Origin of the sequence: Blautia sp. SC05B48 (assembly GCF_005848555.1) — a bacterium.
GTDB lineage: Bacteria > Bacillota > Clostridia > Lachnospirales > Lachnospiraceae > Blautia_A.
On the sequence record NZ_CP040518.1, the window covers coordinates 777,801 to 800,000 of the forward strand.

The 22,200-nt window shown below is 44.3% G+C and carries 18 protein-coding genes, 8 tRNA genes, 1 rRNA gene and 1 pseudogene (1 of these 28 cut by a window edge); 4 read left to right on the forward strand and 24 right to left on the reverse strand.

Annotated elements, in window-relative coordinates; all coding sequences use genetic code 11:
• Positions 1-232 precede the first annotated feature (232 nt).
• The 5 genes from EYS05_RS03465 to EYS05_RS03485 form a co-directional block, all read right to left on the reverse strand.
• Positions 233-1,045 (reverse strand): Cof-type HAD-IIB family hydrolase, encoded by an 813-nt coding sequence (locus EYS05_RS03465; RefSeq protein ID WP_138276608.1) that lies wholly within the window; start codon positions 1,043-1,045, stop codon positions 233-235.
• Positions 1,046-1,059: 14 nt separating this feature from the next.
• A complete protein-coding gene (locus tag EYS05_RS03470; RefSeq protein ID WP_021650258.1) occupies positions 1,060-1,290 on the reverse strand; it encodes a hypothetical protein in 231 nt (76 codons plus the stop codon).
• Positions 1,291-1,703: 413 nt separating this feature from the next.
• Complete coding sequence (locus tag EYS05_RS03475) at positions 1,704-2,099, reverse strand: protein-export chaperone SecB (RefSeq protein WP_015543171.1); 396 nt, start codon at positions 2,097-2,099, stop codon at positions 1,704-1,706.
• A 10-nt stretch (positions 2,100-2,109) separates the two neighbouring features.
• On the reverse strand, positions 2,110-2,346 hold the full coding sequence (locus tag EYS05_RS03480; protein ID WP_005424066.1) for a hypothetical protein: 237 nt from the start codon (positions 2,344-2,346) through the stop codon (positions 2,110-2,112).
• The gene (locus EYS05_RS03485) at positions 2,346-2,933 is read right to left on the reverse strand and encodes a hypothetical protein (RefSeq protein WP_138276609.1); all 588 of its coding nucleotides are present in this window, start codon (positions 2,931-2,933) and stop codon (positions 2,346-2,348) included. The genes EYS05_RS03480 and EYS05_RS03485 overlap by 1 nt, the downstream gene beginning before the upstream one ends.
• Before the next feature lie 259 nt (positions 2,934-3,192).
• Here EYS05_RS03485 and EYS05_RS18150 point away from each other — a divergent pair.
• Both EYS05_RS18150 and EYS05_RS03495 read left to right on the forward strand, forming a co-directional pair.
• Positions 3,193-3,406: pseudogene (locus EYS05_RS18150) on the forward strand (transposase zinc-binding domain-containing protein); the annotation flags it as partial.
• Positions 3,407-3,770: 364 nt separating this feature from the next.
• Entirely contained in the window at positions 3,771-5,774 is a 2,004-nt protein-coding gene (locus EYS05_RS03495; protein WP_138276610.1) for a diguanylate cyclase domain-containing protein, read from the forward strand.
• 238 nt (positions 5,775-6,012) lie between these two features.
• Here the strand turns inward: EYS05_RS03495 and EYS05_RS03500 are convergent.
• From EYS05_RS03500 to EYS05_RS03520, 5 genes are all read right to left on the reverse strand, one after another.
• Positions 6,013-6,086: transfer RNA gene (locus EYS05_RS03500), tRNA-Arg, on the reverse strand.
• Positions 6,087-6,244: 158 nt separating this feature from the next.
• A complete protein-coding gene (locus EYS05_RS03505) occupies positions 6,245-7,477 on the reverse strand; it encodes an ABC transporter permease (protein WP_138276611.1) in 1,233 nt (410 codons plus the stop codon).
• Positions 7,470-9,251, reverse strand: coding sequence for an efflux RND transporter periplasmic adaptor subunit (locus EYS05_RS03510; protein WP_138276612.1), 1,782 nt, complete (start codon positions 9,249-9,251; stop codon positions 7,470-7,472). The genes EYS05_RS03505 and EYS05_RS03510 overlap by 8 nt, the downstream gene beginning before the upstream one ends.
• A 2-nt stretch (positions 9,252-9,253) precedes the next feature.
• Complete coding sequence (locus tag EYS05_RS03515; RefSeq protein WP_118608647.1) at positions 9,254-9,961, reverse strand: ABC transporter ATP-binding protein; 708 nt, start codon at positions 9,959-9,961, stop codon at positions 9,254-9,256.
• A 270-nt stretch (positions 9,962-10,231) separates the two neighbouring features.
• Entirely contained in the window at positions 10,232-11,626 is a 1,395-nt protein-coding gene (locus tag EYS05_RS03520; RefSeq protein ID WP_138276613.1) for an aminopeptidase, read from the reverse strand.
• Positions 11,627-11,887: 261 nt separating this feature from the next.
• Between EYS05_RS03520 and EYS05_RS03525 the strand changes: the two genes are divergently transcribed.
• Positions 11,888-13,600 (forward strand): ABC-ATPase domain-containing protein, encoded by a 1,713-nt coding sequence (locus EYS05_RS03525; protein ID WP_138276614.1) that lies wholly within the window; start codon positions 11,888-11,890, stop codon positions 13,598-13,600.
• A 364-nt stretch (positions 13,601-13,964) separates the two neighbouring features.
• On the opposite strand, the gene EYS05_RS03530 is transcribed toward EYS05_RS03525, so the two are convergent.
• The 11 genes from EYS05_RS03530 to EYS05_RS03580 form a co-directional block, all read right to left on the reverse strand.
• Positions 13,965-14,696 (reverse strand): histidine phosphatase family protein, encoded by a 732-nt coding sequence (locus EYS05_RS03530; protein WP_021650251.1) that lies wholly within the window; start codon positions 14,694-14,696, stop codon positions 13,965-13,967.
• A gap of 88 nt (positions 14,697-14,784) precedes the next feature.
• Positions 14,785-15,195 (reverse strand): metal-dependent transcriptional regulator, encoded by a 411-nt coding sequence (locus tag EYS05_RS03535; RefSeq protein ID WP_138276615.1) that lies wholly within the window; start codon positions 15,193-15,195, stop codon positions 14,785-14,787.
• 77 nt (positions 15,196-15,272) lie between these two features.
• Positions 15,273-15,857 carry a TetR/AcrR family transcriptional regulator gene (locus EYS05_RS03540; RefSeq protein ID WP_138276616.1) on the reverse strand — a complete coding sequence of 195 codons (585 nt, stop codon included), beginning with the start codon at positions 15,855-15,857 and terminating at the stop codon, positions 15,273-15,275.
• Positions 15,858-16,003: 146 nt separating this feature from the next.
• Complete coding sequence (hydE, locus tag EYS05_RS03545) at positions 16,004-17,047, reverse strand: [FeFe] hydrogenase H-cluster radical SAM maturase HydE (protein ID WP_138276617.1); 1,044 nt, start codon at positions 17,045-17,047, stop codon at positions 16,004-16,006.
• A gap of 158 nt (positions 17,048-17,205) precedes the next feature.
• A complete protein-coding gene (locus EYS05_RS03550) occupies positions 17,206-17,958 on the reverse strand; it encodes a tRNA threonylcarbamoyladenosine dehydratase (RefSeq protein WP_118625950.1) in 753 nt (250 codons plus the stop codon).
• A gap of 215 nt (positions 17,959-18,173) precedes the next feature.
• Positions 18,174-18,257: transfer RNA gene (locus EYS05_RS03555), tRNA-Leu, on the reverse strand.
• 24 nt (positions 18,258-18,281) lie between these two features.
• A tRNA-Val gene (locus EYS05_RS03560) sits at positions 18,282-18,354 on the reverse strand.
• 9 nt (positions 18,355-18,363) lie between these two features.
• Positions 18,364-18,437: transfer RNA gene (locus EYS05_RS03565), tRNA-Asp, on the reverse strand.
• Positions 18,438-18,461: 24 nt separating this feature from the next.
• Positions 18,462-18,535 (reverse strand) — tRNA-Ile (locus EYS05_RS03570).
• A 4-nt stretch (positions 18,536-18,539) separates the two neighbouring features.
• Positions 18,540-18,612, reverse strand: a tRNA-Thr gene (locus tag EYS05_RS03575).
• Positions 18,613-18,666: 54 nt separating this feature from the next.
• A tRNA-Glu gene (locus tag EYS05_RS03580) sits at positions 18,667-18,738 on the reverse strand.
• Between the two features lie 300 nt (positions 18,739-19,038).
• On the opposite strand from EYS05_RS03580, the gene EYS05_RS03585 reads away from it, so the two are divergent.
• On the forward strand, positions 19,039-19,605 hold the full coding sequence (locus tag EYS05_RS03585) for a flavodoxin family protein (RefSeq protein WP_118515110.1): 567 nt from the start codon (positions 19,039-19,041) through the stop codon (positions 19,603-19,605).
• Between the two features lie 155 nt (positions 19,606-19,760).
• On the opposite strand, the gene EYS05_RS03590 is transcribed toward EYS05_RS03585, so the two are convergent.
• From EYS05_RS03590 to EYS05_RS03600, 3 genes are all read right to left on the reverse strand, one after another.
• On the reverse strand, positions 19,761-20,651 hold the full coding sequence (locus EYS05_RS03590) for a ribokinase (RefSeq protein WP_118515112.1): 891 nt from the start codon (positions 20,649-20,651) through the stop codon (positions 19,761-19,763).
• Between the two features lie 94 nt (positions 20,652-20,745).
• A tRNA-Asn gene (locus EYS05_RS03595) sits at positions 20,746-20,818 on the reverse strand.
• A gap of 98 nt (positions 20,819-20,916) precedes the next feature.
• Positions 20,917-22,200, reverse strand: a 23S ribosomal RNA gene (locus EYS05_RS03600); it runs 1,606 nt beyond the window's last position.

Consider the following 22,200-nt stretch of genomic DNA (forward strand, 5'->3'; position numbering starts at 1 on the left):
CCATGTATGCCCTGCTGCAATAAAAAATAACAGAGCATACATGAGTCTCATTCTTTAAGATTTGCCAGGTTTTTCAGAAAAAACCGGGTCTGTTGACAAATCACACTTACGTGCGAACTACTCCCTCATGGAATTGAAATTTTCGATTTTTTTCAATTTAACAGAATTGTTTTTAAAAGTCAACCCCTGTCCGGTGACTTTTCTTTACCGGAAGCACATATTTTATGTATCTTTATTGTTTTCCGCTTTCAGAAACAATCTCTTTCAGAATTTGTAAGACTCCATCTTCACTATAAGAGGGACACACTCCTTTAGCTGCTGTCTGCACTTCCGCTCTGGCATTGGCTACTGCGTAGCTCATTCCCGCTTTCTGGAGCATGGCGATATCGTTGAGGTTATCTCCGAATGTACAGGTTTCCTCCGGAGAAATTCCTAACTGTTGCTGGATAAATTCGACAGCTGTACTTTTTTCGCCCTCCGGCGGTGTACTGTCCATCCATTCTTTTCCGGCAGCCGCCAACGTTACCTTATCCCTCCATGCCGGTGTAAAATACGGGGCACAAAGCTCCTCGCACCGTTCCTGGTGATAGACAGAGAATTTCAGCACCTGTTTTCCCTGAAGAGAAGAAAGATCATCCACTTTTCTCATATCATAACCATAGGAATCCCGCAGCCACCGGAACATCCTTCCATTCTCATTCTCCGCATAGCAACACTCCGGTGTGGCAATAAAGCAGTCACATTCCGGCATTTTTTCTTTCACCATATGATGCATGCGTTTCCAAACCTCATCCGGAAGTGTATGTACCTTCAGGATCTTATCATTCTTCCGGATCACCGTACCGCCATCTGACACAAAATACACCAGATCCTTCACCGGCTCAAACAGCTTCCTCTCACTGTCATACTGCCGCCCGGAACACACCACAAAGGTGATTCCCAGCTCAGTCAGCTTCCGGATCACTGTCATATATTCCGGATTGATAGTCATGGTCCCGTCTTTTACAAGAGTTCCGTCTACGTCTGTTGCGATCAGTTTTATCATGTTGTTTTACTCCTCTACATCGGACAGCTTCTTTTTTCCTCTTTATCCATATCTCCACGGACATATCTGGCATTGAACTCCATATTGATCTCACGGATCTCTTTTTTTCCATCAATATAATCCTGATACATATCCGCAAGTCTCGCCATACAACCATCACAGTTTGCGGAGATATTTCCCAGAGATTCCTCTACGATCTGTTTACGTTCTTCTTTTGTTGTATCTTTGATCAGATATCCTGGCATTGTTTTTTCCTCCTGATAGATTCACCTGTATTTCAGGTGTTTTGTCCTTTCATTATTGTTCACTTTTTCTGTAAAAAAAACTGCTTGTATCAAACAAACAGCTTTACAAAAATTTTCCTTTTCTGTTTTTTTATTCTACTCTGGCCAAATGTCAGTGTCAACACAATTTACTTACTTTCACCTGATATCACTCCGTAAGATTAACAGTAATAAATAACACATGCACAAGTGCTTCATTTCTGATTATAAATATCTATAAATTTATGTAGCATGCAGTTTTCAGGTCAACAACTATATTTTTTATAAAAAAAGAAACGAGCACCCCACCCAGGCAATAGCCGTACGGTAACAAACCCGTTTCTTTCTTTTTTAAGAGTACTATAATCCATATACTGATGTCAACAGCATTTATGTTAATTTTTCTTTTGATCATTCAGCATCGCAACAATATTCATTGCCGGTAATAAAATAGGTGCCATTCCCGGCTGAGTTGTTATGGTAGAAATATAGCTTCTAATATATGGGAACAGAATAGCAATAGCATTTCTTTCAAGAATACTCATGTTTTCCTGCTGAGTATTGAATATTGCTCTTCCTTTTACCCAAACACATACTTTTTCATCTTGATCTGCAACTTTAGTTGTAAGAATAAGTTCAAACTTATCATCACCGATTTTATTCAGACTATGATCAACCTGAACTCCTAATTCCAGATCATCTAACGATCCATCTTTTTTTCTAAAGCTACTTTCTATAATTTCAATTTTGTCTAAAATAAGAGCACTTTCATATTTAGATCTGACTTCCATATTTTTTCTCCTAGCATGCAGTTGCGTAATCATCCATAAAATCAAACTCTGGCTTTACATTACTTGTATTAATGTTGTTATTCGAATAATCAAAATACTTCTGAGGCGGCGTCAAAATCTGTTTTACATCTTCCTCTGTAATTGCATGCACTCCCTCTGCATCTCTTATCATAGGAGTTTTAGCAGTTTTACTCAATTCAACATTATACTTCTCGCACAATGAAAAGAACAATTCTTTATCTAACATTAAATCACCTCTTCTTCTTCATTATATATTAGTTTTGTTGATTTAATACATTCTTTTTTTGAAACACAAATTTGACGTTCATTAAATCCAAGGCCTGTAATATTCACTATTTTCTTCTGTAATTCTTTATCCTTCTTGTTTCTTCGCATTGTATAACCTGCATAATCTTTCTGAAATGTTCTGGTAATAACAGCGATATTCTTTTTTTGCTTATAATAATCAAAGAAAAGAGCACGAAAATTTTTATCATCAAATACAGGCATATTTCCAGAACAATTTTTTTTAATTTCATCTATGCATTGGATAATCTCAGCGAAAAATGCATCCAGTTGTTTATTATCATCCAAATCCAATACTTCTTCATCCGGTGCTTCTATAGTCGCCCTAAAAATCACTCTTCCAAAATCGTTATTATGTAAAACAGCTGTTGCAGACCACCATAATGCTTTCTCATAATCGTCAAAAAAATATACTCCCTGTCCCAACCAATGATCAGCACGATAGTTACATTTCGCAGGATCAAATCCATTGCTTTCTATACTGTCTTTGTGTTTTGAACAGGTTCCATGATATCCTATTTCATTCATTCTTTACTCTCTTTTGGATTTTTATCAACGTCACTTTTTAAGTAACTCAATTTCAGATTTTATTCAATACAGATATGATTATATATTTTACCACGCTCAAGCAAGCTCTGCAATCTCATTTCCATACAATAACAATAGAAGAATTTTTTTATCACTTTTACTTTTTCAAAATCACTTTCCTTTTATCTCTCTTCAAGCCACTGGTCAATGTTCCCAAAATGTACCGCCTGCAGGTTATCTACATCAACCAGTTGCGGGAAGCTGTTTCTGCCCTACCTGCGGAAACAAGTATTCCATGGAACGCACTACTTCCATGTCTTTTAAACTTGTTAATGTCTAGCACCGCCATTGTGTTTTTACTATTGATAAAAACCTTCGTGACTTTTTTCTTGAAGACCGTACTCTGCTCGACTGCCTCTTTCACTGTTACCAGTGTCGTCTCACGTATGTTCTTCAAAATGAATAAGTCTAAATGATGACGAACTTGATGACGATTTTGGAGAGGAAGACTTTTATATCTTCTAATCCAAGAAGCGTCTTGTCGTTGTGCCCGCCTCCGTGCGGGCATTTTTTTATTTAGGAGAACGCCGCAGGCTGTCTTTCCTATAAAAGAAACGTGCGCCGCCAGGCGCACGACGCAGATATCGCTCAGGCACTGGACGCAATTTAATAGAATCAGGTATGTTTCGAAAAAGGAAGAACTCAACGCTGTTCTTCCTTTTTTTGTGCTTTATTTTGTGGATTTTTCATATGTATTTTTTTGTATTAATGATATATTATTGGTATAATATACAAAAAATAACTTGTTCACTTGCATATGGAGGTCTAAAAAAAAAAATGAAAAAATCTGATCGCTACAATATCGGCATTCTTATTGGTGGCGTGCATACTTATTTTCCCAAAGAACATATCCGCGGCATTACCGAAGCTGCCAGAGAATTAAATGTTAATGTGTGTTTTTTTCTCGGAACACAGACCAAAGATTTCTTTGAAGATCTGCTAGGTGGAACTCACAAAGATTCTTTTGATTATCAATTCAAAACTATCCACGATTACAGTCTTATCGGTGGTCTTGACGGATTGATCATCAACTACGGAACTCTTGGGCTTCAATTAAAGAATGAAACTGCGGAAAGATTTGCATTGAAATTTAATTCGATTCCTACAGTATTTCTTACAGAGATTGTTCATTCTCCAAACTGTCATTCCCTGATCTGTGACAACAAAAACGGAATCCACTTGGTCATGGAGCATCTGATCAATGAGCATCATTGTCGAAAAATTCTTTTTGTAGCGGGTCCTTCTCAGAATACTGATGCAAATGAACGCAAAAACACATATCTTGAAAGAATGGCTGCACACAATCTGCCGGTCACTCCACAGATGATCGCACAGGGTGACTACTCTGAATTTGTTGACCGCCAAGTTCAGCACCTTCTGGATGATAATCCGGATGCACAGGCCATCGTATTTGCAAATGATGAAATGGCATTTTCCGGATACCGCGTGTGTGAACAACGTGGTCTTGAAGTTGGCAAGGATATCCTCATTACTGGTTTTGATGACTGCGAGCGTGCTTCCGGTATGGAGCCTCCTCTTACAACCGTTCAGCAGGATGGCGTCCTGATGGGAAAAATGGCTGTCTATGATCTGATAGCCAAACTGGATGGCAGTGAAGTTTTGTCCCGAAGAGTTCCTGTTTCTCTATGTGTCAGAGAATCCTGTGGATGTCAGGAAAAAATTCCGGAAATCCGCAGTACTCCTGTAAACCTTACTGAACAGATTCATAAGTTAAATCGCACAATCACAAATATGAAACTTGAACTGATCAACTTTCAGAGAAAGTCCTGGTTTATTCCTTACTTAGCCAGAAATCTGAATGACTGTATGGATGATGAATATGCTTTTCTTCTGTCAGCAATGGAAAACATGCGTGAGCTTCGAACCAAATGTACTTACCTCTTTCTTCTGGATGAACCAGTCATCTATCATCAGAATGATGAATGGATATCTCCACAAAATCTTCGGCTTGCTGCCTATTATCGAGACGAAGAAACAGCTGCTTTTCATCTTTATGACCGCCAGCCTGTAAACGCTGAAAATGGCATCTGTCAGTTAATGGCAGATAACGACCGTCACCAGTTTATGGTATTTCTGCTCTTCTCCGGAGAAAAGCAGTATGGTCTTCTTGCATGCGATATCCAACCGGAAGAATTTCCGTTCTTCTATGTGATAAGCCTGCAGATTGGCCTTTCTCTTCATTATCTTGAAATCAGTAAAGTAGAAGTTCTCCGTCGTCAGGAAATGTCCAGGGATCTTGAGCTTGTCCGTGAACGTAACCGGGAACTTGGATTAATCTCCAAATATGATGAACTGACAGGACTTCTTAACTTAAGAGGTTTCACTGAACAGATCAAGAATTTTTGCAGCAAAAGCGAACATCAGCGCGCCTATATTATCTGCGCTGATCTGGATCACCTTAAAGAAATCAATGATACGTGGGGACATCCGGCAGGCAATTTTGCCCTGCGAAGTGTCGCTAATATTTTTAACGGCTGTCTCCGCAGCCAGGACGTCGTTGCCCGCACTGGCGGTGATGAATTCCTGATCCTCCTTAACTGTCAGGAAAAAAACTTCCAGGATATTTTCCGCAAACGAGTCCGGGATGCATGTGCTGCTTTTAATGCAGAATCCGGCAAACCATTTCTCGTGGAGGTTTCTCTTGGAATCACCGAATTCAAGCCAAGCCCGGAAACAGATATTCCTACAATCATCGAACACGCTGATAAAGACCTTTATGAAGCCAAAAAGCTCCGCAAAAACTCCGTTCGTCGACCGTAAAACGGGATGCAATATATTTTAAAATGGGGCTGTCGGGAAATAGATAGCCCCTTAGCTTACAAATATTTATACATTGATTTCAAATACTGCGGATTGTTTTTCTAAATTACCATCATAGGTGTAAAAATTAATCTTAAACATCCCCGAAATAGATAAGTCACAGGTTTTTACACAAACCTGAAAACGAAAAAAAGCCGGAAACCATTGATTTTTCAAGGTTTCCGGCTTCTTAAATTAGCGTGCGTTAGAGGATTCGAACCCCCGACCTTTTGGTCCGTAGCCAAACGCTCTATCCAGCTGAGCTAAACGCACATCTTTGTTACTTTTCCTTTGTGATATTTCGTATCACCGCTGCAACAATATGTATGATACTCTAAGACCTATAAAATGTCAAGGGTTTTTTGAAACTTTTTTTGATTTTTTTTAAAAATATTTTTTATTGCTATTTTTGATGCAAAAGCAACAGTTTTTTAATTCCGTCTAAGCGCCTCAATCGGACTCAGTTTCGCTGCCTTTCTCGCCGGATAGATTCCGAAGAACACACCTACCGCACAGGAGAACAGCGTAGCCGCCAGAATAGTTCCTGCACTGATCCCAGGTGCGATCGTCATTCCCATACTGCTGCTGATCACCGCACAGATCACATAGCCGCCTGCAATCCCCAGCACAATACCGATCAGCCCGCCTATGATCGTCAGGATCGCCGCCTCAGCAAGGAACTGTAACATAATGGACGAGGTTTTCGCTCCAAGGGATTTCCGGATACCGATCTCCCTGGTACGCTCTGTGACGGACACCAGCATGATGTTCATAACACCGATACCACCTACCAGAAGTGAAATGCCCGCAACAAAAGAGATAAACGCAGTCACCATGCCAAGCATCTGATTCATGGATTTCATGACATCCTGGAAGCTCTGTACCTGGAAATACTCATCTCCGGCACACTGGTGACGTCTCTCAAGAAGATTTATGATCTTGTCTGCGACCGCCTGGGAATCCAGACTCTTATCCGCCTGAACTATGATCTGATAAAATTCTCCGCTGCTTCCGGTAAAGTCATCCATGGCCGTATAAGGCACATTTATGGTCACCGGCATTCCATCGTAAGTATAGCTGACAAAGGTTCCGTTTTCCTTCTGTGTGGTGACTCCGCAGATGCGGAATGTCTTGGTCAGATCATAGCAGGTGATGTCCAGTGTCATTCCCACTACATCATCTGTTCCGAAAAGCCTTTTCGCATCGGCATCGGAGATCACGCAGACGTTTTTTCCCTCTTCGACCTCCTTCTGCCCGAAATAGCTTCCGTACTTCACAGAAGCATTGTCCACCAGCTTGGCATCCTGGGCCTCCCCGGTCACTGTAAGATTAAAATCACCCTTTCCGGTTACGGTCTCGCCTGTATAGGAATCCGAAACATTAACACCTTCCACACCATACAGCTCCCGGACTGCATCAATATCCCCCGGCTCGATCCAGACCTGGTCTGTTATGGCATCATCACTGCAGTAAACAGCGATCTGGCCGCCACCGATATCATCGATCTCACTGTTCATCTGATTCTTCGTACCCTCACCGATGGACACAATGGCGATCACTGATGCAATACCGATGATGATACCAAGCATGGTGAGAAAGGATCTTCCCTTGTTGGCCATGATGTTATGGATCGCCATTTTGATATATTCATAAATATTACTCATCGGCAGTCTCCCCTGTCTCTGCTGCACTGTCTGCAGACGCTGCCTCTGCCTTCATTCCCTCTTCCAGGGACCCCAGATCCTCGATGACCTCATCTCCGGCTTTAATTCCCTCTGTGATCTCAACAGAATCCTCCGAACTGATTCCTGTAGTGACATCCTGTTTTGTGATCACACCATCCTTCAGCACATAACAGAAGGAACCATCCTTGCCGATATTTACCACGCCTGCTGGAACCGTTACCACATCCTCTGCCTTTTCTGCATAGATCTTTACCTTCGCATCTACTCCCAGAAAAATATCCTTGTCCGGCTTGTCGATGCTCACTGTGGCAGAGATCAGTGTGGAGCCCTTTTCGTTAGTTGTGGCAATGTGACTGATCTTTGTCACCTTGCCGGTATATTTCCTGTCACCGATGGTAATGTCGGCATTCTGGCCTTCCTTTACCTTATCGTAGTCATACTTGGACACATTGATATCAACGCTGACCTTATCTGTATTCTGCAGGGTAAAAAGCTCCATTCCCTGTGTTGCCGCTGCGCCCTGCTGGACTGCTGATTTGGAAATGACGCCGTTAAAATCCGCCGAAATGCCTTTCTTTCCTTCTTCTACCAGCTCTTTCGCAGATTTTGCATCCAGCTCAGTAAGATTGTTGCTGACACGCATTTTTTCTTTCTCTTCTTCTGTAAGGCTGGCAGAATCCGCCTCTGCAATGGATTTCTTGGAAGCAAGGTCCGACTGCAGATCCGCCAGATCAGAGGTTGCCTGTTCGATCGCATTCTCAATGGCAGAAGTATCCACTGTACTTCCTGCAGAAGAAGCATCCGCAGATGCCTGATCTGTCAGCCCCGGTGTTTCCTCTGAAGCTCCATCGGTAACAAAATCACCGGCCGCACTACTGCTGTAATCGGAATACTCCGGCATTTTGGGCTGGCTGGCCTTCTTATCCTCATAAGCTTCCTTTGCTTCCTGGCAGGTGATCTCTGCCTGACTTCTTGCTGCTTCCGCTTCATCCAGCGCCTGGGCATTCTCATCGCTCTGCTCTGCCTGCCACTGTGCAAAAGCCATCTGATACCTGGTATCTGCCTGATTATAAGCATTCTGTGCCGTTACATAATCGGAATTCAGCTGTCCCAACTCCTTCTGGTACTGCGGAAGTGTCTCATTCTGATATGTAGTCAGCGCTTCTGAATACGCTCTCTGAGTCTCTGCATCCCTGGCAGCCTGGGCCTCTGCCTTTGCCTGGGCCTGTGCCTGGGCCTGTGCCTGCGCATCTGCCGCAGCCTGAGCCTGTACAGACGCCAGCTGTGATCTCAGGGAAGCCAGATAATTCTGCTGCTCCCTTACCTGATGTTCCAGACTGGAAACCTTTGCTTTTGCGCTGTTCTGCTTCTGCTGGGCCTCATTAGATTTATTGATGGAATTTTTGTAATCATACTGTCCGGACTGTACATTCAGCTCTGCTTTCTGATTATCCCTCTCCAGATCCTTCACTTCAAACTCTATCAGCTTCGTTCCCTTTGAAACCGTATCACCTTCTGCAAAGGATACGCTTTTGATCTGTGCGTTCACAGGAGAATAAAAGGTCTTCTGCTCATCACTGACAACGGTTCCGGTTGCATCTACGATCTCCTCCACATCTCCTGTCTCCGCTTTGGTAACAGCAATCTGCGGAGTCTGTGTTTCCCCACGGCCTGCACCGGATGCCGCATAAATACCGCCTGCCACAACAGCCACTGCTGCCACACCGATCACAATCTTTTTCCCTTTTTTCATTCTTAAGCCTCCTCGACAAATTCCTCATTGATCGTATCTGATTCAATTTTCCCATCCATGATCCGGACCACACGTCTGGCCTGAGCCGCGATCCCATTATCATGAGTGATCAGGATCAAGGTTTCTCCTGATCTGTGCATTCCCTTCAGGATTTCCATAATTTCCCTGCTGGATGCAGAGTCCAGGTTTCCCGTTGGTTCATCTGCCAGGATCACCGGCGGCCTGGCTGCGATAGCTCTGGCAATAGCCACACGCTGCTGCTGTCCCCCTGACATTTCGTTTGGCTTATGATCCATACGTTTCTCAAGTCCGACTTTTTTAAGAGATTCCACAGCAAGCTTTCTTCTTGTTTTCCGGTCGATCCCGCGGTAGATCAGAGGAAGCTCCACGTTTTCCAGCGCCGTAAGATTTGCGATCAGATTAAAGCCCTGAAAGATAAAACCAATCTCCTTATTTCGTACCACCGAGAGATCATTATCCTTCATTGTGGATACATCTGTTCCATTCAGATAATATTTCCCGGAGGTGGGGACATCCAGACAGCCCAGCATGTTCATAAAAGTGGATTTTCCGGAACCGGACTGTCCGATAATAGCCACAAATTCACCCTTATGGATCTCCAGGTCCACATGATCCAGCGCCCGCACCTCATTTTCTCCGGGATTGTAAACCTTGCACAGATCTACTACCCGTACCAATGCATCTTCCATAATAAAATTACTCCTTATAAAGTAAATCAGTCCCAGGCAAGCCTCTCCTCTGCTTATTGCTTTTCGCCATTGAAGCAGAGAGCTTCCCTGATCAGGTAAAAAATACAGAGCGAAGTCTGCAGGGGATACTGCTGTTTCTCGTCGGAACGCTCCAAGCCAAAACAGCAGCAGGCAGACTGCTCTGTCATTTCCGGGAAATCCCCGCTCATTGATCTGTAACGAAAAGATCACCTGAATGTCTTCAGAACTGACGCACATTTATACATCCGTTTATGCATCAAGTAAAAATGCCTTATATGCCTTGTATGCCTCATATACATCTGCCTTGCTGGTAACCTCCCACGGAGCATGCATACTCAGCACTGCCACGCCACTGTCAATAACCTCCATTCCGTAAAGTGCCGCAATATAAGCGATGGTTCCGCCTCCACCAAAATCAACTTTTCCAAGCTCTGCTGTCTGGAAAGCAACATTGTGATCATCAAAAATCCTGCGAACTCTTGCAACGTACTCTGCATTGGCATCGTTAGAACCGGATTTTCCTCTTGCCCCGGTGAACTTGTTAAGAACAATACCACGTCCAAGATATGCTGCATTCTTTTTCTCAAAAGCCTCACCATAGGCCGGATCATAGCCGGCACTTACATCGGAAGAAAGCATGCTGGAATTACGGAGCGCTCTTCTTAATGCAAGCTCAGAATAGCAGCCCATTCCGTCCAGAAGCTCTGCCACGCTGTTCTCAAAAAATCTGGACTGCATGCCTGTGGCACCAACGCTTCCGATCTCTTCCTTATCTACAAGGAGACAACAGCCGGTACGCTTCGGCGTCTCCTCCATCTCCAGCATTGCCGCAAGGGATGTGTAAGCGCATACACGGTCATCCTGTCCATATGCTGCGATCATGCTGCGGTCAAGTCCACAGTCTCTTGCCTTTCCTGCCGGAACGATCTCCAGCTCTGCAGAAAGAAAGTCCTCTTCCTCAATACCATATTTCTCATTTAAAATCTTCAGCACATTCTGTTTTACCGCATCCTTTTTTGAATCATCCGGAAGCTCTGCAAGAGGTCTGCTTCCGATCAGGATATCCAGCATCTCACCCTCAATAACCTCTGCTGCCTTTTTCTGGAGCTGTTTTCCGGAAAGATGGACCAGAAGATCTGTGATGTAAAGTACCGGATCCTCCGCATCCTCACCAATGCTGATCTCCACAATGCTTCCGTCCTTCTTTGCAACAACGCCATGCATAGCAAGAGGCAGTGTCACCCACTGGTATTTCTTTACGCCACCATAATAATGGGTATCCAGATAAGCCAGGTCCGTATCCTCGTACAGAGGATTCTGCTTAACATCCAGTCGCGGAGAGTCGATATGTGCACAGAGAATGCTCATCCCTCCGGAAAGCTCCTCGGTTCCTACATGAAACAGGGCAACGATCTTCTTCATCCCTACTGCATAAACCTTGTCACCTGCCTTGATCTTCTCGCCTTTTTCAAGCTTCGACTCAAGAGATTCATATCCGGCAGCCTCTGCTTCCTTTACGATTTCTGCAACACATTCACGTTCCGTTTTTCCTTTATCCAAAAACTCTCTGTAAGCCTTCGCAAGCTTCTCCATTTCTGTTTCTTCTGCTTCCTTATAAGAAAGCCACGCATTTCTTCTTTCCATTTTAGTGGTCCACCTTTCTTTATAGCTTCCGACAACTGCCGTTTCTCATCATATTATCTGCAATCTGTCTACTATTATATGTCAAACATTTACGAATTTCCACCGCAATTCCCATTCTTTACAAAATCTTTATGATTCGTTATAGTAGTTCTTAAGAATTGGCCCTGTATCCAAAATTTTCAGGTATCTTACACACGGAAAACTTTCTGTTTCACCGTAGACTTTACCTGTATTCTTCCACAGGGCAAAGGAGGAAACAACATGCAATCATCTGCTCAGTTAAAAGAGCTTCTTCACAGCATCAACCGCAAAAGCTATCCTGCATACAAGTCTCTGCGGGGTGCATACCAGTTTGACCGTTATATTTTGTCCATTGACCACGTACAGGGGGATCCTTTTGCCTCTCCCTCTCACATCAGTGTAAAGCTCTCCCACCGCGACACCGGATTTCCGGCAGAATATTATAAGGATTCCCTAACCCGCATCACACTGGGAGACTTTCTGAACCGCCAGTTTGAACAGCAGGTAAACCGTTATACCTTCCGTGCAAAGGGTTCCGGAAAAAGCGGCCTGATCTCAGTAAGCCACTGCGGTCAGGAGGTTCTTGCACGTACTGCCTGTGAAATAACGGAAAAAGGCATCACTGCACGTTTTTTCATCGGTTTTCCGGCCAATGGCAGAACCATCAGCTCCCCCGAACTAGAAAAAATCCTCTTTGATTTTCTTCCGGTCTGTGTTCACAAGGCATTTTTTTACCGAAATCTTAACCCGGAAGCGCTGAGAAAAGCCATCTGCCTTGCCGAAGATCAGGCATTTATCCGTCAGGAACTGAAAAAACGTTCTCTGGCTGCCTTTGTCAGTGACGGCGCTATCCTCCCCAGGGAAAGCGGAATCTCTTCACGCCCGATGAAAAACTCTGTTCCTTTTGTTTCTCCGGAAAGCCTGAGAGTTTCCATGAAGCTGCCCCACAGAGGAACCATCACAGGCATGGGCATTCCCTGCGGCATCACCTTGATCGTAGGTGGCGGCTACCATGGCAAATCCACCTTACTTAACGCACTGGAGCTGGGAATTTACGATCACATTTCCGGTGATGGCCGGGAGTATGTCATTACCGATCCTTCTGCCCAGAAGCTCCGCTCCGAGGACGGCCGTTTTATCAAAGATGTGGATATTTCTCTTTTTATCAACGATCTTCCAAATAAAAAAGACACCCTCTGCTTTTCTACAGAGGATGCCAGCGGCAGCACTTCACAGGCTGCCGGTATCGTGGAAAGTATGGAGGCAGGAAGTAAAGTCTTTCTCCTTGACGAGGATACCTCTGCTACCAACTTTATGGTTCGTGATTCCTTCATGCAGCGGGTGATCTGTCGGGAAAAGGAGCCCATCACTCCATTTCTGGAACGTGCCCGGGATCTCTATGAAAAGGCAGGGATCTCCACTATCCTGGTTGCCGGAAGCTCCGGAGCTTTTTTCCATATTGCGGATACTGTGATCCAGATGGATAATTATCATCCGGTGGACATCACAGCAGTTACCGGAAAGCTCTGTCAGGAATATCCTCTCTCAGACATTGAGGCCCCTGCATTCCGCCTTCCGGAAAGCCATCGCATCATGACCAGGGCCAAAGTGGCTCCATCCCGCCACAGCCGTCCCGGACAGCCGGAAAGACTGAAAACCAAGGTTCACGGCAAAGATGGCTTTTCTCTTGGAAAAACCGAAGTGGATCTCCGCTATGTGGAACAGCTGATCGACTCCGAACAGACTGCATCCCTGGCGTTGCTTCTGAAATATGCCTGCGAACATCTTATTGACGGAAAACGTACTCTGCCGGAGATCGTCGCTTATCTGGATGCTCAGCTGAAAAAGCAGGGATTGTCCTTCTTCTCGGAAGGCTCTTATATTCCATGCGGTTATGCCATGCCCAGGATCCAGGAAATCTACTCCTGCTTTAACCGCTATCGCAGGCCGTAGCCGTGCCTGAAGCTGTACATTCAATAATCTCAGCCAACAAAAAAATGCTGCCGATAAACATTGGAAACCTTCATCTCCTCTGTCATTCGGCAGTATTTTTCTGCAATGCAAAACCACCGTCCTGTCGGCTCTGTCTTGCCAATGGAACGGTGGTTTATCTTCATACATATTTTAGGGAAAGGAAAGAGTTTTTCTTAAGAGCTTCTGTTCTCTTAAGATGTTTATATCATACAGGATAAATGTGAGAGAAATTTGTACAATTTCTAATAAATTTATAAAATTTATTAACGAAGTCTAATCATTTCCCAAAATAATCCTGCTGATCATTATTTTCTATGGTTATTACAACCATTTCTTTCGCTTTTTAATCGTGTCTCTGCTCTTTGTTATCGTATGTCTCACAGAATCTGGCAGCAAAAGCCGGCGGCTCCTGATGTGCATACAGATGAGAAATATCTCCAAAAGAGCTCATGCGGAAGGACGCGATCCCTTTTCGCCTCTCCTCTGTAACAATGGTGCTCACCGATGACGGCGCCGCACAGAAATTCTGCAGCATCACCAGCGGAGAAATACTGAGAAGATAGCTGATGAGTACACAGCTTACACCAAAATGGCAGAAAAACACAAGCGTATCTTCATTGGCTTTTTCTGCTCTGTAATAATGTCCTTCCCGCACATAGCCATGCTCTGCCAGAACTTTATCAAAATTCTGTGTGACCCAATCATACTCTTCTTTCATTTTTCCCTCTCGCAGGATGTCATTATCCCACCAGCGGTCAAAGCTGTAGAAATTTTCGATCTTCGTCCAGTCCTGGGGAAGCCAGTCCCAGGGAATGATCTTTTCCCCATGAAGATCCGGTCTTCTGATCTTTACATCGAATTCTCTCAGCCACTTGCACTCTGTAGCTGTTCTTCCGTTTTTCTTCAGCGTGCAGGATGCGGTATCCTTTGCTCTTCCAAGCGGAGAAACATAAAAATCCCTGACATCAAGAGCTGCGATCTTCTCAGAAAGAAATTCCGCTTCCTTCCAGCCCTTTTCGGTCAGGGAATCTATTGTGTAATCCGGGTCTCCATGTCGTATAAAAAGTAATTTCATCTCTTGGTGTCCTCCATTTCATAACCTGGATTTCCATTATATTCTTATTTTTTCAGTTGTCAATTCCTGATATCTTCTGCTGCAGGGGTCAAACCTGATCTGCGGTTTCTCCATGGAGCGCAGCCTGCTGCTCCCTCAGCTCATAAACTGCCTTTTTCAATGCCAGAAAGCTCTCCTCACTGATTATGTGCTCGATCCTGCAGGCATCATGAAGCGCTGTTTTTTCCTGGACTCCCAGCATCATCAGCCAGGAAGAGATCAGCTGATGACGTTCATATACCTTATCGGCAATCTTATGTCCATCCTCTGTCAGACGGATATCTCCGTTGTCAGCTACTGTGATGAGATTTTTCTGACGAAGATTCTTCATGGCAACACTGACACTCGGTTTCTTAAAGCCCATCTCTGCCGCGATATCCACAGCTCTTACAAGAGAGCTCCTGTTTCCAAGGATCAGGATCGTCTCTAAATAATCTTCAGATGATTCATTTGATCTCACGTTATTTACACCTCCCTCGGTTTGTTAAAACTAACCAAGTTAATCATAACATACTTCGGGAGAATGAGCAATGGTTTTTACTGCTTTCTGTTTAGTTCTGCCTCAATTGCCAGAAGGCTCTGGCTGGAGCATATCTGCAGAATTCTGGAAATTTCCAGGAGTTTTTCCCTGGAGCAGTTTCCCCGGAGCAGTTCACAATATCCCTGAAATTTCATCTGTACCAGGATATGTACCAGCTCGTGATCAACTTCTTGTCCACATTCCTTTTGAAAACGTTCATTAAGGATCTGCTCCATTTTCGTGCAGGCATCCTCACGGAAATTCTGATATCTGGTACCTTCAGCTCCATCTATGAGGATTTTTGCGATATCCCTGTTTTCCCAGATAAATTCCATAAGTATCCTGTCATATTCTTCCGGATGCAGTTGTTTTTCCTCATCCGTAAAGTCTCCCATGATCCGCTTCAGATCCTCTGCCGTCTCTTCCACGATTTCTTCAAAAAGAGCTGCTTTACTTTCAAAGAAGAAATATAGCGCTCCCGTAGTCACATCTGCTTTTTTGCAGATCGCACGAAGAGAAGCCTTCAGAAATCCCCTGTCTCTGAATTCTTCCTTCCCCGCTTCCAGAAGTCTGCTCCGCACAGCATTTTCTGATTTTTCCATATTTTACGCACTCCATCATTATTCCTGCATTCCGCTTTGCAGGAAAATTCCGCTTATTTCTGACTAGTTGTTAATATTTTAGCAATCTGGTCTTACTTGTATTTTACCTTAAATCGCTGAAAAAAGAAAGTATTTTATGCCCAGTGTCAGTCCGTCATCGGAGAATCTCCACGGTCTGTAACGATTTCATAGCCTACAGACTCCACACGTCTGGTAAGACACCCTCTGCACTCTGCTGCTTCCTCGCCTGTACAGATCTTGTTATCATAAAGTTCATACTGTTTACGGTTCTTCACCGGAGAAAGATTGGGCATTACTACATTTGCACCCGCCTGAAAACCTTTTTCCCTGCCTCTGGGGTCCAGTGTCCCCAGTGCTGTGGTTGCCGGAAGAAGTACCTGTGGAAGCATGATCCGGATGACAGACAACAGAAACAGTGTCATATCCACACTTCCTGCCGGTTCCTCTGCAAATTTCGTATCATGGTGCGGGATAAATGGTCCGATCCCCACCATATGCGGATTCAGGTCTTTAAGAAAAACAAGATCTTCCGCCAGATACTCCAGCGTCTGTCCCGGCGCACCTACCATAAATCCGGCACCTATCTGATATCCCAGTTCCTTCAGGGTATAAAGACACTGTTTACGGTTTGCAAGACTTAAACTCTCCGGATGAAGATAACGATAATGTTCCTCGCTGGCCGTCTCATGACGGAGTAAATAGCGGTCTGCTCCGGCATCTTTAAACCTCTGATAGCTTTCTTTTGATTTCTCCCCAATGGACAGCGTGATCGCACAGTCCGGATATCCCTGTTTGACGGACCGAATGATGTCAACCATCCGGTCATCATTAAACCATGGGTCTTCCCCTCCCTGGAGCACAAATGTCCGAAATCCCAGCTCATAGCCATTCTCGCAGCACTGCAGGATTTCCTCCTTCGTAAGGCGGTAACGGCTGGCATTCCTGTTAGAACGGCGGATTCCGCAGTAATAGCAGTCATTTCTGCAGTAATTGGTAAACTCTATCAGACCTCTTGTATATATTTTGTTTTCAAAATATTTTTTCTGTATACGGACAGCCTCTTCCCGAAGCAGACGAATCGCATCCGAATCCTGATATAAGTGCAGAAGTTCCGGATATTCTTCCTTTGTCAGCTGTCCTAATTTTATAAATTTTTCAACGATCCCCATACTTTATCTGTCCTTCTCTTTTATTTACAAAACTATCTGTAAAAAATATTTTATCACAAAAAAACAGATATTGCACAATATAAGTATACATGCAATATCTGTTCTTACAGAATGGTTACTGTTCATTCCGTTCTCAGTAACACAGAATGATTCAATTTTTATTTAATAAGATCCTTTACAACCTCACCGGCAATGATCAGTCCCACTACGGAAGGCACGAAGGCATTACTTCCCGGTACCTGACGTCTCTGGGTACATTTTCTTTCTGTTTCCGGAGGACAGATGCAATGAGACTTGCAGCTGATCGCCATATCATCAATTGGAGTCATGGGCTTCTCCTGTGAGTAAACCACCTTCAGTTTTTTGATCCCCCGTTTTTTCAGTTCACGACGCATAACCTTTGCAAGGGGGCAGACAGACGTTTTATAAATATCTGTCACCATGAAACCTGTCGGATCCATCTTATTTCCGGCCCCCATAGAGCTGATGATCGGTGTTCCTGAAGCCTTTGCCTGCTCTACGAGCATCAGCTTTCCGGTTACAGTGTCGATCGCATCGACTACATAATCATACTGAGAAAAATCAAAGGAATCCGCTGTCTCCGGCACATAAAATGTTTTGTGGATATTTACAACTGCATCCGGATTGATTTCAAGAATACGTTCTCTGGCTACATCAACTTTATATTTTCCTACGGTCTTTCTTGTTGCGTAAATCTGGCGATTGATATTAGTGAGGCATACTTTGTCATCATCAATGAGATCCAGGGTACCTACGCCACTTCTGACCAGTGCTTCCACCGTATATCCGCCAACACCGCCAATTCCGAATACTGCGACTCTGGAATTTTTCAGCTTTTCCATTCCTTCTTTTCCGATTAATAATTCTGTTCTTGAAAACTGATTCAGCATTTTCTGACCTCTCCTTATATTCTTTCCATGTATATTTATACCGACAACGGATATTTTTTTATATCTGTCCGATTCGTTTTACAACTGTCAGGATTCTATCATGGGAAAATAGCCTTGTCAATATCCCTACTAATAAGCTAGGAATATTTTCCCGTTTTCATCAATATATTTTATGACACAAAAAAAGATCCCTGAAAAAGGAATCTCACTGATACTGCGGGTAGCCGGACTTGAACCGGCACGGAGTTGCCCCCGAGAGATTTTAAGTCTCTTGTGTCTGCCTATTCCACCATACCCGCATATTCAATTAATTTGTTCAAAAATGGGGCCTATAGGGCTCGAACCTATGACCCTCTGCTTGTAAGGCAGATGCTCTCCCAGCTGAGCTAAGACCCCAAATATGAACGACCCAGAAGAGACTCGAACTCTCGACCTCCGCCGTGACAGGGCGGCGCTCTAACCAACTGAGCCACTGGGCCATACAAAATATAAAACTTTTAAAATGGACCTTCGGGGACTCGAACCCAGGACCGACCGGTTATGAGCCGGTTGCTCTAACCAACTGAGCTAAAGGTCCAAAAAGCCGATGATCGGACTCGAACCGATAACCTGCTGATTACAAATCAGCTGCTCTGCCAATTGAGCCACATCGGCGTATTAAACACCAAATGTTGAATCGAGTCAATGAATATCCAGTTTAGTTTTAAGTGACTCCAAGGGGATTTGAACCCCTGTTACCGCCGTGAAAGGGCGGTGTCTTAACCGCTTGACCATGGAGCCATATTTCTTTTTGTGTTTCGCTGTTTTGTATTTCCCTCAGCGACGAATTAAATAATACCATACCTTTTTTATAATTGCAAGCTTTTTTTTGAAAAATTTCAATTTTTTTTACAAACCTGCAAAACTGGCCTCAAGCCCTTATAGAATGCGAAAGTTTTACTGTTCACTCCGTGATCCACAACACGTTTCGCATTGTAATTCTCGTTTTTTCATCATCTATGAGCGTCCTTCAAGAGATTGACTTTATTTTTTGTACGTATATAATGATGTTAAAAGAATTTTGAAAGGATGATCATTATAATGAAGGTTTTATTACTGAACGGCAGTCCGCGCAAAGAAGGCTGCACCTATACAGCACTCACAGAAGTTGCCAACACTTTAAAAAAGAATGGCATTGAAGCTGAGATCTTCCAGGCTGGAGATCCTTCCCGCGAAAATGTCACAGCCGCAGCTGAAAAAATGAAAGAGGCTGATGCTCTTGTTGTCGGCTCTCCTGTTTACTGGGCTTCCCCATCCGGACAGATCATGGAATTTATGGATAAATTTGCTTCTATGGCAGGAAAATATATGGTACACAAGCCAGCCGCAGCTGTGGCTTCTGCAAGACGCGCCGGCACAACTGCAACTCTGGACGTTCTGACTAAATATTTTACATATCATCAGATGCCGGTAGTCTCCGGAAATTACTGGACAATGGTTCATGGTAATACCCCGGATGAAGTCCATAAAGATGAAGAAGGTCTTCAGATCATGCGTACACTTGGCAACAACATGACATGGCTTCTGAAATGTATTGAAGCCGGAAAGAACGCCGGTATCAATGCTCCGGAAACTGAAGAAAAGATCAAGACTAATTTTATCAGATAGTTTTATCGGGAGACTATTTTCCCTTATTATAGTAGTATGCAGCGTAGCGAAGATTCACCGTTCGCTGCGCTGTATTATTTTTCATCTGTATTTTCAACATGGTCCTATTACATTTTATAATTATGACACGTCCAATATTTATACTGCCATAATTCTTATTCCCTCTCCAGTGCCTCCATAACCTCATTCCGCATTGGCACAGATGCTGCTGCTCCTAGCCTGGAAACAGCGATTGAAGATGCTTTTGCGGCCATTCTGAGGCCTTCTTCCGGGCTCATTTTTTCCAGAACAGACGCGAGGAAATAGCCGGTAAAAGTATCTCCGGCTGCCGTAGTATCAACAGCCTTTACCGGAAAAATCCCCTGTCTGTATATACCTTTTTTATCCTGATATACAGCTCCGTCTCCTCCAAGTGTCAGTACTACAGAAGCATCTGGATACATCTGACTGAATTTCTTCAGAATCTCATCTGGTTCTTTCTCTCCTGTGATCTGCTCACCTTCAATTTCATTCACAAGAAACAGGGAAATCTTATTTAGATCGCATTTATCCAATTTATTGTTATAAGGAGATGGATTGAGAATGATCTGCATTTCTTTCTCGCTGGCTTTTTCTATGATGTAGTCCAGTTCGCTGATCTCATTCTGCAAAAGCAGCATATCTCCCTTATCGAAATGTGAAAGGACTTCATCTACAAATTCTTTCGTAATGCTCTGGTTTGCGCCACCATAGAGCAAAATACAGTTTTGACCATTCTGATCTACCTGTATCACTGTATGTCCACACGGACCTGAAATCTGATGGATAAATTCGGTATTTACATGATTATCACGGCAAGTTTCCAGCAGAATTTCTCCACCATCTCCGATCAATCCTGCATGATAAACCGGCACTCCTGCCTTCGCCAGAGCAATAGACTGATTCAATCCCTTCCCACCACAAAAAATCTTACGGTCAGTCGATGCCTGTGTCTCGCCCGGTATCAAAATACTATTTACCTGATATACATAATCCAAATTCAGCGATCCAAAATTCAAAACCTTCATTAAAACCCCTCCTTCTGATTTTATCTGCATTATCTTCTATTCTTTATTATACAAAAAAATCCTGCAAACATAAAGTTTACAGGAAATAAAAAAACTCCCCCTGTTGGACTCGAACCAACGACACTGCGGTTAACAGCCGCATGCTCTACCGACTGAGCTAAGGAGGATTACTAAAATATTTAATTTAAGGTTTGTACCTTAAAAACTACATACATGCTTGTTGATCGTTAATCAAACTCTTGAATCAATTCTTAACCTGCGTTTCTTGGTCAAGCCCTCACCCGATTAGTAACAGTCAGCTCCATGTGTTACCACACTTCCACCTCTGCCCTATCTACCTCGTCGTCTTCAAGGGGGTTTACTTCACTAAGAATGGGATATCTCATCTTGAGGGGGGCTTCACGCTTAGATGCCTTCAGCGTTTATCCCTTCCGGACTTGGCTACCCGGCCATGGCTTTGGCAAGCCAACCGGTCCACCAGCGGTCCGTCCATCCCGGTCCTCTCGTACTAAGGACAGCTCCTCTCAGATATCCTGCGCCCACGCCGGATAGGGACCGAACTGTCTCACGACGTTCTGAACCCAGCTCGCGTACCGCTTTAATGGGCGAACAGCCCAACCCTTGGGACCTACTACAGCCCCAGGATGCGATGAGCCGACATCGAGGTGCCAAACCACTCCGTCGATGTGAACTCTTGGGAGTGATAAGCCTGTTATCCCCAGGGTAGCTTTTATCCGTTGAGCGATGGCATTCCCACTTAATACCACCGGATCACTAAGCCCTACTTTCGTACCTGCTCCACCCGTCGGTGTCGCAGTCAAGCTCCCTTCTGCCTTTGCACTCTTCGAATGGTTTCCGTCCATTCTGAGGGAACCTTTGGGCGCCTCCGATACCCTTTCGGAGGCGACCGCCCCAGTCAAACTCCCCGCCTGGCATTGTCCCACCGCCGGATTACGGCGGCTGGTTAGAAGCCCAATATCACAAGGGTGGTATCCCAACAGCGGCTCCGCGGCAACTGACGTTACCGTTTCTCAGCCTCCCACCTATCCTGTACATGCAACACCGGACCCCAGTGCCAAACTGGAGTAAAGCTCCATGGGGTCTTTCCGTCCTGGCGCGGGTAGCCAGCATCTTCACTGGCACTTCAATTTCACCGGATGTATTGCCGAGACAGCGCTCAAATCATTACGCCTTTCGTGCGGGTCGGAACTTACCCGACAAGGAATTTCGCTACCTTAGGACCGTTATAGTTACGGCCGCCGTTTACTGGGGCTTAAATTCAAAGCTTCGCATTGCTGCTAACCTCTCCTCTTAACCTTCCAGCACCGGGCAGGCGTCAGCCCATATACCTCACCTTTCGGTTTCGCATAGACCTGTGTTTTTGCTAAACAGTTGCTTGAGCCTATTCTCTGCGGCCTGCTCTCGCAGGCACCCCTTCTCCCTAAGTTACGGGGCCATTTTGCCGAGTTCCTTGGCAATACTTCTTCCGCCGGCCTTAGGATTCTCTCCTCATCCACCTGTGTCGGTTTACGGTACGGGTACAATATGA